Origin of the sequence: Micromonospora okii (assembly GCF_020884795.1) — a bacterium.
Lineage (GTDB): Bacteria > Actinomycetota > Actinomycetes > Mycobacteriales > Micromonosporaceae > Micromonospora > Micromonospora okii.
Genome location: NZ_BBZF01000021.1, coordinates 36,781 through 49,390 on the forward strand (window position 1 = coordinate 36,781; position 12,610 = coordinate 49,390).

Consider the following 12,610-nt stretch of genomic DNA (forward strand, 5'->3'; position numbering starts at 1 on the left):
CCCTCATGACGGAGAGTCGCCGACTGAGGAGCCGGCCGCCGACCGAATCGCGGCGAGGACGTCCGAGACGCGCAGGTCGGCCATGCACGCCGGCCCCACCGGGTCGAGCGGGCAGCGGGCCTGCCACCAGCAGGGCTGCTCGGTGATCGCGGTGGGTGACCGGTGCGGGCACTCCGGCAGCCCCTGCAGGTCGACACCGCCGGGGGCCGCGCCGCCCCGCCCGGCCGCCCGGCCGGCGACGACCCCGTACCGGCGGGCGTCGGTCGGGCCGAACAGGCCCACCGTCGCCGCCCCGGCCGCCGAGGCCAGCCGGACCGGCCCCGTGTCCGGCCCCACCACCACCCCGCCGCGCCGGGCCACGGCGGCGAACTGCCCGGCGAGGGTCGGCAGGTCCGCGCGCGGCAGCGGCACCGCCAGCGGGTCGCGCGGGTCCGCGCCGACGGTGAGCACCGGATGGCCGAGCCGGGTCAGCGCCGCGGCCAGCTCCCGCCAGCGCGCGGCGGGCCAGCGCTTCACCGCCATCCCCGCGTCGGTGACCAGCACCACCGGCGGCGCGGCGGGCGCGCCGACCAGGCGGGCCACCGCCCGCTCCCCCGCCGCGCGGGCCGCCGGGTGGGGGCGCACGCGGGGGCGGGCGGCCAGGTCGGCGGCGTCGAGCAGGCCCTCGGCGTGCAGGATCGCCAGGTAGCGCTCCCCCACCGGCTGGTCCGGCGGCGGCCGGCACCACAGGTCCGTCACGCAGCGGGCGCCGCTGCCCTCCAGCAGGTCGGGGATGCCGTCGTACCGGGTGGTGGTGACGGCCAGGTCGGGCGGCACGGCGGCGAGGGCGTCGACGACGGCCTGCCGCTCCGCGCCGGGGCGGCCGTGCCGGGGCGTGCGCACCTGCGCCACCGCCGGGTCGGCGCGCAGCAGGTCCGCGCCGGGAGCGTGGGTGAGCACCCGCAGCCGGGCGGCGGGGTGGCGGCGGGCCAGCCCGTGCACGGCCGGCAGCAGCATCAGCAGGTCGCCGATCCCACCGAGCAGGTCGACCACCAGGATCTCGGCGTACGGCTCAGCCATGCCCGCCACCCACCAGCCCGCGGTAGAGGTCGCGGTGCGCGGCGGCCACCCGTGGCCAGGAGTACGCGGCGGCGAACGCCCGCCCCCGCTCGGCGAGCCGTCGGCGCAGCACCGGATCGGCCAGCAGCCGCCGCAGCGCGGCGACGATCGCGGCGCTGTCCCGGCGGGCCCGGATCACCGCCACCGCGCCGCTGTTGGCCAGCTCGTCGTCGCCGTCGGGCAGGGTCACCGCGGTCGGCACGCCGTGGGCGAGGGCGGCGAGCAGCGCCCCGCTCTTGGTGCCCACCCCGGCGGTGAACGGCAGCACCACCACGTCGGCGGCGTGCAGCGCGGCGGAGACCCGCTCGGCCGGCAGGTGCCCGGTGAAGGTGACCGCGTCGGCGACCCCGCAGCGCTGCGTGAGCGCGGTCAGCTCCGCCCGGTACGCCGCCGCCTCCGCCTCGGGCAGCGCCTGGGAGGTGAACCCGCCGACCACCAGCAACCGCAGGTCGGGGTGCGCGCCGCGCAGCTCGGGCAGCGCCTCGACCAGGTGCCGCAGCCCCTTGACCGGGTGGACGAAGCCGAAGAAGGCCAGCAGCGGGGCGCCCTCGGCCAGCCCCAGCTCGGCCCGCAGGCGGCGGCCGGCGGCGGCCGCCCCGGGGTGGTCGGTCACGTTCGGGGCGATCGGCACGCGGGTCGCGTCGCGGCCGGTGCGGGCGCGGAGCACGGCCGCGTGGCCGGGGTTCGTGACCACCACCGCCGCGCTGGCCGGGACGAGGCGGCCGGTCTCCCGGTCCCACCGGCCGGTGCGCTCCACCGCCGCCCAGAGCGGGCCGGGCAGCCAGCCCGGCGCGGCCCACCAGCCGTACTCGTGCAGGGTGGTCACCAGCGGCACGCCCCGGGGCAGCCGCAGCGGCAGCAGGCCGGGCACGCCGGAGAAGCGGTACGCCGACGGGGCGAACTGCACGTGCACCACGTCCGGCCGCAGCCGGCGGGCCCGGCGGGCGGCGCGGGCGGTCGCCGCCCACCAGCGGGCGGGCGACCCGCCGTCCGGGCGCACCGCGACGGTGGCGACGTCCACGCCCACCTCGCCCAGGGCGCGGGCCAGGCGCGCGACGTAGTCACTGACCCCGTCGGCCTCGGGGCGGCCCGGTCCGTGCAGCAGGGCCACCCGGATCCGGCGGTCGTCGGTCACGCCACCCCCTCAGCGGCGGCGCGGGCTCGCGGCGCCCGGGAGGAGCGCCGGCTCGACCATGTGCCGGTAGTCGCGCGGCATCTGGACCACGATGTCGTCGAACTCCCCACCCGTCACCGCCTCGCGCAGGGTGACGAACACGGCCCGGACCGCGTCCCGGGCGGCCCGCTCGTCGAGGCCGGCCCGCTGCCCGACCCGCGCGACGAACTCGGCCGCCCCGAACCGGTCGGCGGCCTCGGTGTCCGGGCTGGGTCGCAGCACGACCTGCAACGGCTTCGGCAGCTGCGCCGCGAGGTCGAGCACCTCACCGCCGGTCAACCGCTCCGCCAGGGTCTCCAGGGTCGCCCGGGACAGCTCGACGGCCCGCTCGGCGGGGACCCCGGCCCGCTGGGCCACCTGGTCGACGAAGGTGTCGTAGTTCATGCGCGCTCCTTCCACAGCCTCGGGCCGGTCGCGTACCCGCCGGGCGGGGCCGGAAACGACGCCCCCGGCGCACCCGCGATTCCCCGCCGCCGGGGGCGTGAGCGGCCGGCGGGCGGGTAACCGCCGCCGGTCGTGCACCGGATCGAAGTCGTGCACCGGATCGAAGCGGCGAGGAGCGCACACCATGGCGAGTTACGACGACGTCCTGCGGTACCTGTCCAGCCTCGACTACCCGGCGGGCAAGGACGAGGTGATCCGCGAGGCGGAACGCGAGGGCGCCCCGCCGGACGTGCTGCGCGCGCTGCGGGCCCTGCCACCGGTCGACTACGCCAACGGCGCCGAGGTGGCGCGGTCGGCGAAGATCGAGGCCGCTCCCGAGGTGGGCCGGTCGCAGCGCGCGGCCCAGGCGCGGGAGCCGCACACCCGGGTCTCGCAGCACCTGCGCGGCGTCTGAGCCGTCTCGGCGGCGCGGGCGGGTGGGGGCACGGCCGGTGCGCCGAGCCGACGGGCACACCCCGGCGGTGCTCCAGCTTGCCGCGATGGGGCTGGTCGGCCTGCTGACCGGTGGCCTGGTCGCCGCCGTCGGGCCGCCCCGCCTCGCGCCGCTGGTCGGCTGGGACGCCGCGGCGCTGAGCTGGCTGGTGCTGGTCTGGCGCACGCTGTGGCCGCTGGACGCCGGCGGCACCGCCCGGCTGGCCGGGCGGGAGGACCCGAACCGGGCCGCCCGCGACGTGCTGCTGCTGGTCGCCTGCCTGGCCAGCCTCGTCGCGGTCGCGCTCGTGTTGGTCGCCGCGCACCGCGCCCCGGCCGGGCTGCCCCGGGAGGCCCGCAGCGGGCTGGGCGTGGCCAGCGTGCTGCTCTCCTGGCTGGTGGTGCACACCGTCTTCACCGCCCGGTACGCCCGGATCTACTACTCGGGCACCGACGGCGGAGTCGTGTTCCACCAGGGGGAACCGCCGCGCTACTCGGACTTCGCCTACCTGGCGTTCACCGTGGGGATGACCTTCCAGGTCTCCGACACGAACCTGACCAGCAACGAGATGCGCACGACGGTGCTGCGGCACGCGCTGGTGTCGTACCTGTTCGGGGCGGTGATCATCGCCACGGCGGTGAACCTGCTGGCCGGCCTGGCCCGGTGAAGGGGTCGGAGACAGGCGGGCGCCCGGGTCACGAACCGCGACCGGGGCGCCACGCAGATCCCTGTCCCCCGGCGGTGACCGTGGCCCGAACCGGGCCGCACCGCCGGGCGGCGACCTCCCCCCGAACCGGGTGGGCGGCGCAACCGAGATCATCATAGCGGCTGCCATCAGCCTAACGGCCAAAATCCGAAGAACTGTGGGCCAGGGCACGATCAGTCGATCAGATCGGCGTACCGCTTCTCCAGCTCCACCCGGGCCAGCGCCCCCACCAGCCAGGCCAGCCGCTCGGACTCGCCGCTGCCCGCCAGGCCGGCCAGGTCGGCCGCCGACCGGCCCAGGCCCAGCCGGCGGGCGGCGGTCAGGGCCCGGCGGTCCGCCACCGGGGCCACCTCCCGCCACAGCGCCTGCGCCTCACGCAGGAACAGGTCCACCACCTCGGCGTCGACCCCGGGCAGCTCGGCCAGCAGGGCCCGTTCGCCGGCCGGGTCGTGGTGCGCCACGGCGCGCAGCCGGCGCAGGTCGCCCCGGTACCGCTCCACCACGGCGCGGGCCAGGTCGCCCAGGGTGTCGGCGAGCCCGTCCACGTCACCGCGCCCGCCCGCCTCACGCAGCACCCGCACCCGGTCGGCGTGCAGCGACCGGGCCAGCCGCGCCGCGCTGTCCCAGCCGGCGTCGCGCAGCGCCGCCGCCGTGTCCACGGCCCGCCGGAAGTCGCCCCGGCGGGCCAGCAGGACCGACAGGACGAGCAGTTGGAACAGGTTCGACGGGTTGTTGGTGACCCGGAAGCCGTACTGCTCGGCGAAGCCGCGACCGCTGCCCGCGAGCCGGCGCGCCAGGCGCTTCCTGTCCTCGATGCTGGAGATCGCAGTGGTCGGCATGGCCGCGACTACCCGCGTCGCCGCCCGCCACGCCTGCCGGAGACGTACCCGGTCGGCGCGCGGTATCCGCCGCGCCGGGCGGACGCACCACGGGTCAGCGCAGGATGTCGCTTGCCCGACGGACGCAGGTGGTCAGGCAGGATGTGGTGGCACCGGACGGCGACCTGGTCAGCAGGATGTCGCCGTGCCGGGCCAAGGCACGCGGTCAGCGCAGGATGTCGCCGTGCCGGGTGCGGGCCTTCAGCCGGGTGGTCGGCAGCGCCGGGGCGGGCAGCGGCGGGGCGGCGTCGTCGGCGACCGTGCCGAAGCGGCGGCCCGCCGTCCAGTCCTCGCGGGCCGCCACGATCTCCTCGTGCGAGCGGCCGACGAAGTTCCACCACATCACCAGGGGCTCCTCGAACGGTGCCCCGCCGAGCAGCAGCAGCCGGCTGCCCGGTGCCGCGTCCAGGGTCACGCTCTGCCGTCCCGAGCCGAGGTAGAGCAGCGCGCCCGGTGCCAGCGGCACGTCCCCCACCCGGGCGGAGCCGGACATGGCCAGGAGCGCGTACTCGAAGTCGCGGCGCAGCGGCAGTCGGGCCGGGGCCGCGCCGCCGGCGGTGAGCTGCGCGCCGACCAGCGGGGTGTGCGTGACGGCCGGGGACCGCTCCCCGCCGAGTTCGCCGACGAGCAGGGTGACGTCCAGGTCGCCGTCGCGCCAGAGCGGCAGGTCGGCGTGGTGCGCGAAGTCGGGCGCGCCGGCCCGCGCCGCGTCCGGCAGGGCCACCCAGAGCTGCACGCCGTGCATCACCGGCGGATGCGCGGCCGGCGACCGCTCCGAGTGGGCGATCCCGTGCCCCGAGGTCATCACGTTGAGCTGCCCCGGCCGGATCGGCCGCACGGTGCCGAGGCTGTCGCGGTGCACGATCTCCCCGTCGAGCAGCCAGGTGACCGTCTGCAACCCGGTGTGCGGGTGCGGCGGCACCTCCATCCCGGGTCGCTCGGCGACGTCGTCCGGGCCGAAGTGGTCCACGAAGCACCAGGCCCCGACCATCCGCCGCCGCCGCTGCGGCAGCAGCCGCCGCACGGTCGTGTAGCGCCCGAGCGGCACGTCGTTGCCGGGCAGCAGCACGCTGCCCGGGTCGACGTCCGCCACGCCGGGCGGGCGGGTCTGCGCCGGCAGAGACTCGGTGCGGTCCACGGCCCGACTGTACGCCCGGCGCGGCCACCCCCGGCACCCGAACAGTTCCCCGTCACCGGCGGACGGACGCGGTCCCCCTCGTGGGACGAAGCCCCGTGGTGCCGGCGCATCCGGATACGCAAGCGGCCGGGCCCCCGTGGGTGGGGGCCCGGCCGGTAGGCGGGGTGGTGCGGGTGGGTCTTAGCTGTTCCAGTGCTGGGCGACGAGGTCGGCGGCCTGCTGCTCCCACTGGGCGTAGTGGTCGGGGTACGCCGACACCTGCACCGTCTGGGCGGCCTCGGTCAGGGGCATGTCCTGCCAGCCGTCGACCTGCTTGAGGCCCTTCAGGAACGCCATGGTCGCGTACTCGGGGTCGGTGATCTGCTCCACGCTGCCCCAGCCCGACGACGGGCGCTGCTGGAACAGGCCCTGCGAGTCGTGGTCGTTGCGGTCACCCAGGTGACCCAGGTTCTCCAGCTTCGACTCCTGCAACGCCGTGCCGATCGAGATGACGGCGGCGCGCTCGTCCATGCCGGCCTTCTTCGTCGCGGCGATGATCGCCTTCACGTTCGCGGTCTGCTCGTCGTCAAGGTCGATGTGCGACTGCTCACCCTGCACACCGTGCGGAATCAGCTTGCCCATGTCCACGGCGGGCTTGTCGGCCTGCACGGCGGCGGCGACGGGTCGGGCATCCACCGCAGCGGTGGGGGTGGTGGTGTCGTGGTTCAGGGGACCGGCGGCCAGACCACCGGCGAAGGCCAGACCAGCGATACCCAGCACACTCTTACGCAGCATCGTGTTCATGATCGACAGCTCCATTCGGGGGATCGACACCCACCCCAAAGGGGATCAGCACAGGGTGGGTGTGAGCACCACGCACGGCGCCCAACAAGAAATCACGAGGAGAAGAAGTCTTCGCCCGGCCGGCTCGCGGCCCGGGGACCATGTGTAACGACCGGCCACCCACCGCCATTCCCACCCGGCAACCCGGGGGGTGGGGGCGTCGGCGCAGGTCAGAGGCACTGCGCTACTCGGTCGTACGCCATGTGTAACGACCCCGGGCCCGCCACGATTCCGACCCCACGATGCCGCCGGTCACACCCGACCCGGATAGCCGGAACGCACCGCCCCACAGCCGACACCGGCACCGGACGCCGGGGACGGAAAGCCCATCTCCGGGCCAGCGAGCGCACGGGCCACCGGACGGCGGCCACACTTGCCCCAAACCGGACAAACAGACACGTTTCCGGGCCCGAGGTCCGATTGATCCACTCGATGTCGGCGACACAGCGGCATCCGTGTCCCGGGGATGCCCCCATGCCGCCGACATGGAGTCAGCCGCCCGGCGTCCGCACCCGGGCCGAAGGCGCACGTTCCCGCGCCGAGGGCCAGGTTGATCCGCTCCACGTCGGGGACATGGCGGCATCCGTGTCCCGGTGATGCCGCCACGTCGCCGACATGGAGTCAGCCGGCGGTCGCCCGTACCGGGTCGAAGCCGCCTGTGCGGTGCCCTCACCCTCTCCCGGGTGCGATCAGCGCTCGGAGTCGTCCCGGTTGTAGCCGCTGCGGTAGACCGTCCCCCGGTAGTCGCCCCCCGGCGTCGCGTCGCCCAGGCCGGCGTCGAGAGGACCGGGCGCGGCGGGGCCGTCGGCGGGGAGAGGTTGGCCAGCGGCGGGGCCACCAAAGGCGGTGGGGCCGCCCAAGGGCGCGGGGCCACCGAAGGAGGTGGGCCCGCCGAAGGCGATGGGGCCGTCGGGGGCGGCGGCCGGGTCGAGGCCCGCAGCGGTGGCGCGGCGCGCGGCGCGTACCCGGCGCACCCGGGCGACGACGAACCACCCGACCGCCAGCGCGGTCACCACGATGACGACGTTCTGGAAGGCGCCGACGTACCCCTCGACCACGTGCCAGTTCTCGCCGAGAAAGTAGCCCGCCATCACGAAGACCGTGTTCCAGATCAGGCTGCCCAGGGTGGTGTACAGCAGGAACGTCAGCACCGGCATCCGTTCCACACCGGCCGGGATCGAGATGAGGCTGCGGAACACCGGGATCATCCGGCCGAAGAACACCGCTTTGACGCCGTGCCGGAGGAACCAAGCCTCGGTCCGGTCGACGTCCTCGAGCTTGACCAGCGGCAGCTTCTTGGCGATGGCCCGCATCCGGTCCCGGCCGAGCATCGCGCCGATCGCGTAGAGAGCCAGGGCGCCGACGACCGAGCCGATGGTGGTCCACACGATCGCCCCGACCAGGCTCATCCTCCCCTGGCTGGCCACGAAGCCGGCCAGCGGCAGGATCACCTCGCTGGGGATCGGCGGGAACAGGTTCTCCAGCGCGACCGCCAGCCCGGCCCCGGGGCCGCCGAGCCGTTCCACCAGACCCGTGACGAATCCGACCACCCCGTCGGACCCGGGCTCGGGCCCGGCGGCGACCGTGGTCGGAAAGGACAGGAGCGGCTGCGTGCTGATCATCCGACTACGTTAGTCGTCCGCCTCGGCGAGCGGCCACGGCCCCGCCGACCGACCGTGCGCATTCCGTCGTGGCCGCCACGCGCCCGCCCCGTCGCGGTCACTGTGGGTAGAGCTCGTCGCGCAGCCGGGCGAGCAGCTCCCGGGTCCGCTCCGGCGGCTCGGCCTCGACGCAGAGGCGTTCCATGGCCGCCGCGTAGTAGTCGAGATCCTCACGCTTGTCCAGGTAGAGGGCGCTGGTGAGCTGCTCGATGTAGACGATGTCCGGGAGGTCCTGGTCGCCGAAGCGCAGGATGGTGAAGGCCCCGCCGGCCGCGGCGTGCCCGCCCGCGTCGAACGGGATGATCTGCAACCGCACGTGCGGCGAGCGGGTCGCCTCGATCAGGGCGGTGAGCTGGCCGCGCATCACCTCGGCGCCGCCGATCGGGCGGCGCAGCGCTGCCTCGTCGACCACCACCCAGAGTTGCGGCGGCTGCGGGCGACGCAGCAGCTCCTGACGCCGCATACGCAGGCAGACCCGCCGTTCGATCTCCTCCGTGTCCGCGCTCCGGTGGCCGAGCAGGACGACCGCCCGCGCGTACTCCCGGGTCTGGAGCAGGCCGGGAACGAACTGCACCTCGTAGCTGCGGATCAGCGCGGCGGCGGCCTCCAGGCCGAGGTAGGACTGGAACCAGGAGGGCAGCACGTCGCCGTAGCGGTGCCACCAGCCGGGGCTGTTGGCGTCGCGGGCGAGCTTGAGCATCGCCTCCCGCTCCTCGGCGTCGGTGACCCCGTAGAGGCTCAGCAGGTCGGCGACGTCGCGCTCCTTGAAGCCGACCCGACCCAGCTCCATCCGGCTGATCTTCGACTCGGAGGAGCGGATCTCCCAGCCGGCGCCCTCCCGGGTCACCCCGCGGGCCTCCCGCAGCCGACGTAGCTGCGCACCGAGCAACATGCGCAGCACGGTGGGGCCGGTGGCCGGGCCACCCTCCGTGGGAACCATCGTCACGTGCCGACCTCCGCTTGCCAGGCTCCGTCGACCGGACCCCGACCCCGGCCGACGTGTAAGCATGCCATGAGCCGACAGTGAGGTGAACCCGCGCCCACGTCGCCGCCGTGGTCCCGTTGACGGGACCACGGCGGCGACGTGGGGTCAGTCGATCAGGTGGTCGAAGTCGCCGTCCCGCGCGCCGAGGACGAAGGCCGCGATCTCGTCCACCGTGTAGATCAGCGCCGGCCCCTCGGGGTGGCGGGAGTTGCGGACGGCGATGCCGCCACCACCGGGAAGCTCGGCCAGCTCGACGCAGTTGCCGCTGGGGTTGCTTCGCCGACTCTTCTGCCAGTGGAGCGGGGGAAGCTGCGCGGCGGGAACGCCGTTGGGGGGCTGCTGCATGGGGCGTCTTTCTCTTCAAGAGCCTGCCGATGCCGCGGGGAGGAGCGGTGCTGGCCAGGGGGTCGGATCACGAACCGGGGTCTGGATGCACGTGCATCTGCTATTGCATCTGCACCGGACAGCGAGCATGATATCGCACGTAAGGTGTACCCAAGCCTTCACTTTGGGTTACCTCAAACGGGGTTGTAGCAGGGAAAACGAAGCCCGACGGGCATCGACCGGCAGCGGTCGTCACCCGCGCGGGCGGACGCGGCGAGGGAGGGTGCGTGCTGGATCCGTTGACCATCGCATCCGGCATCTCGGCCGCCGGGGCCTTCGTCTCCGCGTGGCAACTGCGCCGCCGGGCGCTGCTGGCCGAGGCGGAGATCAAGCACCTCCAGGCGGAGCTGGCCGCCGAGCGGCACGCCGCCAGCCACGACCCGCTCACCGGCCTGCCCAACCGGCGGGCCTTCTTCCGGCTGGCCGCCACCCTGCTGACCGACACCGCCGGTGAGCCGCTGGTCGCCGTCGTGCTCGACCTGGACGACTTCAAGCAGGTCAACGACCGCTACGGGCACGCCGCCGGCGACCAGGTGCTGATCAACGTGGCCCAGCGGCTGGCCGCGTTCGCCGGCGACAACCTCGTGGCGCGGCTCGGCGGCGACGAGTTCGCGGGCCTGCTGGTCAGCCCGACGGTGGACCGATGCTGGATCGAGCGGGCGTCCCGCCGGCTCCGCGACTCGCTCGCCGCGCCCATTCCGCTCGGCGGCTTCGACCTCTGCGTCACCGCGTCCGTCGGCCTCTCCCCAGTCACCGGCCCGGCCCAACTGACCGAGGCGCTCGACCGCGCCGACGCGGCGATGTACCGGGCGAAGAGCGTCGGCTCGTCCCGACCCACCCGGCAGCTCGTGGACAGCACGCACGCCGAGCGCTGAGGCACGCCACGCCGAGCGCCAGGACCCCGCGCGCCGGCTGCCGAGGCCCCGCAGGCCGAGCGCCCTTACCCCCTACACCGAGGCCCCCGCAGGCCGAGCGCCGGCACCCCGCGCACGCCGAGCGCCGAGATTCCACACGCGAGCGCCGACGCCCCGCGCACGTCGAGCGCGCCGGGCCGGCGGGGGTCAGCGCCAGCCGTAGCCGGCGCGTAGGGCATGGCCGACCCGGTCGAAGCGGGCCCGGTCCAGCACCGCGCCCTCGCGCCGGATGCCGTCCTCCCGCATGGTGAGCACCCGGTCGAGCCGGACCCAGCTCGGCCGGTTGTCGCGGTCCCACGCGCCCGGGCCGAGGGCGAGCCAGTGCCGCTGGCCGTCCCGCTCGCTCTGGCTGGACAGCATCAACCCGAACAGCGTGCGGCTGGACCGGCCGACCACCAGCACCGGGCGGTCCTTGCCCTGCCGGGGGTCGTCCTCGTACGGCACCCAGGTCCAGACGATCTCCCCCGGGTCGGCCTGCCCGTCGGGCTCCGGGGCGTAGCTCAGCTCCCGCCGCTGCAACGCCGCGACCTGCCGGTGCCGTGCCACCTGGGCCGGGATCGGGCCGGGGGTACGCGCCGGCGCGGCGGCGCCACGGGTGATCCGCCCCAGCCGGGACGCCACGCTCCTCAACAGACCTGCCACGGCGGCGAGCCTAACCGGGTCGTCGACCATCCGCAGCCTGGCCGGGGCCGGGTCGACGACCGATCCGAGTGGGAAAAGCGGTGGAGGTGCCGGGCGCGAGCCGCGACGATGCCGGCGTGAGCATCCCCCCGCGACAGGTTCGCGCCTCGTACACCGCCGAGACGATCACCGTGTACCAGGCGTACCCGGCGGAGATCGCCGGCCCGGCGGTCGCGGCGGGCCGCTTCGTGCCCCCGTTCAAGCGCGACCGGATGACCTGGATCAAGCCCTCGTTCCGCTGGATGATGTACCGCTGCGGCTGGGCCCGCAAGCCGGGCCAGGAGCGGGTGCTGGCCGTCGAGATAAGCCGCGCCGGGTTCGAGTGGGCCCTGGCGCACGCCTGCCTGAGCGCCTACGAGCCCGGCGCGTACGCGGACCGGGAGAGCTGGGCCCGGCGGCTGCGGTCCAGCCCGGTGCGGGTGCAGTGGGACCCGGAGCGCACGGTGCGGGCCCACCCGCTGCCCCACCGGAGCCTCCAGGTCGGCCTCTCCGGCGAGGCCGTCCGCCGGTACGTCGACGACTGGCTCGTGGGGATCGGCGACGTCACCGCGACCGCCCACGCGATCCGGGCCCGGCTGGACGCGGGCGACGATGCCTCGGCCGAGGCGCTGCTGCCGGCCGAGCGCCCCTATCCGCTGCCGGGGGCGGTGGCCGGGGCGGTCGCCGCCCACCCCGGCTGAGGGCGTCGCCGCCGCCGTGGCGCACGATGGGACCGGCCGGGCCGCGCGAGGCGGCGGACGGAAGGAGCCACCGTGCCGGACACCTCGGACGACAAGCCGGACACCCCCGACGACCTGCCGGGCATCCCCGACGATCTGCCGGTCGTCCGGCGCAGCGCGGTGCGCCTCGTGGTGCTCGACGCCGACGGGCGGCTGCTGCTGTTCCACACCCGGGACCCCGACCATCCCCGGCTCGGCACGTGGTGGGAGCTGCCCGGCGGGGGCGCCGACCCCGGCGAGACGTACCTCGACACGGCCGTGCGGGAGCTGCGCGAGGAGACCGGCATCCGGGTGGACCCGGCCCGGGTCGGTCCGCCGCGCTGGCGGCGGCGGGCCAGCTTCATCCACCGCCAGCTCCGCCACGTCCAGGACGAGGTGATCGTGGCGGTGCGGCTCGACGGCCCCGGCCCCGACGTGGACGAGACGGACCGGCTGGACTACGAGCGGGAGGACTACTTCGGCTTCCGGTGGTGGCCCGTCGGCGGGGTCGTCGAGAGCCGGGAGCGGTTCTACCCCGGCCGGCTGCCGGAGCTGCTCACCCCGTTCCTGGCGGGCGAGGAGATCGACGAGCCGTTCGAACTCTGGTCGTGACGG

The 12,610-nt window shown here is 75.3% G+C and carries 15 protein-coding genes; 5 read left to right on the forward strand and 10 right to left on the reverse strand.

The window, feature by feature from the left end; translation table 11 throughout:
* Positions 1–3: 3 nt before the first annotated feature.
* The 3 genes from LPU43_RS20200 to LPU43_RS20210 are packed head-to-tail and all read right to left on the reverse strand — an operon-like array spanning position 4 to position 2,656.
* Positions 4–1,059, reverse strand: a complete 1,056-nt coding sequence (locus LPU43_RS20200; protein ID WP_229402049.1) for a glycosyltransferase family 9 protein — start codon at positions 1,057–1,059, stop codon at positions 4–6.
* Complete coding sequence (locus LPU43_RS20205; protein WP_229402050.1) at positions 1,052–2,233, reverse strand: glycosyltransferase family 4 protein; 1,182 nt, start codon at positions 2,231–2,233, stop codon at positions 1,052–1,054. The genes LPU43_RS20200 and LPU43_RS20205 overlap by 8 nt, the downstream gene beginning before the upstream one ends.
* Before the next feature lie 9 nt (positions 2,234–2,242).
* Entirely contained in the window at positions 2,243–2,656 is a 414-nt protein-coding gene (locus LPU43_RS20210) for a DUF2267 domain-containing protein (protein ID WP_229402051.1), read from the reverse strand.
* A gap of 184 nt (positions 2,657–2,840) precedes the next feature.
* Between LPU43_RS20210 and LPU43_RS20215 the strand changes: the two genes are divergently transcribed.
* Both LPU43_RS20215 and LPU43_RS20220 read left to right on the forward strand, forming a co-directional pair.
* Positions 2,841–3,110 carry a DUF2795 domain-containing protein gene (locus LPU43_RS20215; RefSeq protein WP_229402052.1) on the forward strand — a complete coding sequence of 90 codons (270 nt, stop codon included), beginning with the start codon at positions 2,841–2,843 and terminating at the stop codon, positions 3,108–3,110.
* Between the two features lie 37 nt (positions 3,111–3,147).
* Positions 3,148–3,795, forward strand: coding sequence for a DUF1345 domain-containing protein (locus LPU43_RS20220; protein ID WP_229402053.1), 648 nt, complete (start codon positions 3,148–3,150; stop codon positions 3,793–3,795).
* A gap of 212 nt (positions 3,796–4,007) precedes the next feature.
* Here LPU43_RS20220 and LPU43_RS20225 read toward each other — a convergent pair whose 3' ends face one another.
* From LPU43_RS20225 to LPU43_RS20250, 6 genes are all read right to left on the reverse strand, one after another.
* The gene (locus LPU43_RS20225) at positions 4,008–4,673 is read right to left on the reverse strand and encodes a hypothetical protein (protein ID WP_229402054.1); all 666 of its coding nucleotides are present in this window, start codon (positions 4,671–4,673) and stop codon (positions 4,008–4,010) included.
* A gap of 205 nt (positions 4,674–4,878) precedes the next feature.
* A complete protein-coding gene (locus LPU43_RS20230; protein WP_229402055.1) occupies positions 4,879–5,850 on the reverse strand; it encodes a pirin family protein in 972 nt (323 codons plus the stop codon).
* Between the two features lie 180 nt (positions 5,851–6,030).
* On the reverse strand, positions 6,031–6,633 hold the full coding sequence (locus tag LPU43_RS20235) for a hypothetical protein (RefSeq protein WP_229402193.1): 603 nt from the start codon (positions 6,631–6,633) through the stop codon (positions 6,031–6,033).
* A gap of 728 nt (positions 6,634–7,361) precedes the next feature.
* Positions 7,362–8,294, reverse strand: a complete 933-nt coding sequence (locus LPU43_RS20240) for a DedA family protein (RefSeq protein ID WP_229402056.1) — start codon at positions 8,292–8,294, stop codon at positions 7,362–7,364.
* A 97-nt stretch (positions 8,295–8,391) separates the two neighbouring features.
* A complete protein-coding gene (locus LPU43_RS20245) occupies positions 8,392–9,273 on the reverse strand; it encodes a Sco1979 family transcriptional regulator (protein WP_505845935.1) in 882 nt (293 codons plus the stop codon).
* Positions 9,274–9,423: 150 nt separating this feature from the next.
* A complete protein-coding gene (locus LPU43_RS20250; protein ID WP_229402058.1) occupies positions 9,424–9,663 on the reverse strand; it encodes a DUF397 domain-containing protein in 240 nt (79 codons plus the stop codon).
* A 266-nt stretch (positions 9,664–9,929) separates the two neighbouring features.
* On the opposite strand from LPU43_RS20250, the gene LPU43_RS20255 reads away from it, so the two are divergent.
* The gene (locus LPU43_RS20255) at positions 9,930–10,577 is read left to right on the forward strand and encodes a GGDEF domain-containing protein (RefSeq protein WP_229402059.1); all 648 of its coding nucleotides are present in this window, start codon (positions 9,930–9,932) and stop codon (positions 10,575–10,577) included.
* Between the two features lie 186 nt (positions 10,578–10,763).
* Here the strand turns inward: LPU43_RS20255 and LPU43_RS20260 are convergent, their stop codons facing one another.
* Positions 10,764–11,258: a type II toxin-antitoxin system PemK/MazF family toxin gene (locus LPU43_RS20260; RefSeq protein ID WP_229402060.1), complete on the reverse strand. Its 495-nt coding sequence runs from the start codon at positions 11,256–11,258 to the stop codon at positions 10,764–10,766.
* 116 nt (positions 11,259–11,374) lie between these two features.
* Between LPU43_RS20260 and LPU43_RS20265 the strand changes: the two genes are divergently transcribed.
* On the forward strand, positions 11,375–11,977 hold the full coding sequence (locus LPU43_RS20265; RefSeq protein WP_229402061.1) for a DUF4291 domain-containing protein: 603 nt from the start codon (positions 11,375–11,377) through the stop codon (positions 11,975–11,977).
* Between the two features lie 72 nt (positions 11,978–12,049).
* Positions 12,050–12,607 (forward strand): NUDIX hydrolase, encoded by a 558-nt coding sequence (locus LPU43_RS20270; protein ID WP_229402062.1) that lies wholly within the window; start codon positions 12,050–12,052, stop codon positions 12,605–12,607.
* The last annotated feature ends 3 nt before the right edge of the window (positions 12,608–12,610 follow it).

Bases quoted from the DNA above. Each gene is read 5' to 3' on its own strand.
- LPU43_RS20200 (WP_229402049.1), bottom strand. From the start codon at position 1,059: ATGGCTGAGCCGTACGCCGAGATCCTGGTGGTCGACCTGCTCGGTGGG.
- LPU43_RS20210 (WP_229402051.1), bottom strand. From the start codon at position 2,656: ATGAACTACGACACCTTCGTCGACCAGGTGGCCCAGCGGGCCGGGGTC.
- LPU43_RS20215 (WP_229402052.1), top strand. From the start codon at position 2,841: ATGGCGAGTTACGACGACGTCCTGCGGTACCTGTCCAGCCTCGACTAC.
- LPU43_RS20225 (WP_229402054.1), bottom strand. From the start codon at position 4,673: ATGCCGACCACTGCGATCTCCAGCATCGAGGACAGGAAGCGCCTGGCG.
- LPU43_RS20235 (WP_229402193.1), bottom strand. From the start codon at position 6,633: ATGAACACGATGCTGCGTAAGAGTGTGCTGGGTATCGCTGGTCTGGCC.
- LPU43_RS20240 (WP_229402056.1), bottom strand. From the start codon at position 8,294: ATGATCAGCACGCAGCCGCTCCTGTCCTTTCCGACCACGGTCGCCGCC.
- LPU43_RS20245 (WP_505845935.1), bottom strand. From the start codon at position 9,273: ATGGTTCCCACGGAGGGTGGCCCGGCCACCGGCCCCACCGTGCTGCGC.
- LPU43_RS20250 (WP_229402058.1), bottom strand. From the start codon at position 9,663: ATGCAGCAGCCCCCCAACGGCGTTCCCGCCGCGCAGCTTCCCCCGCTC.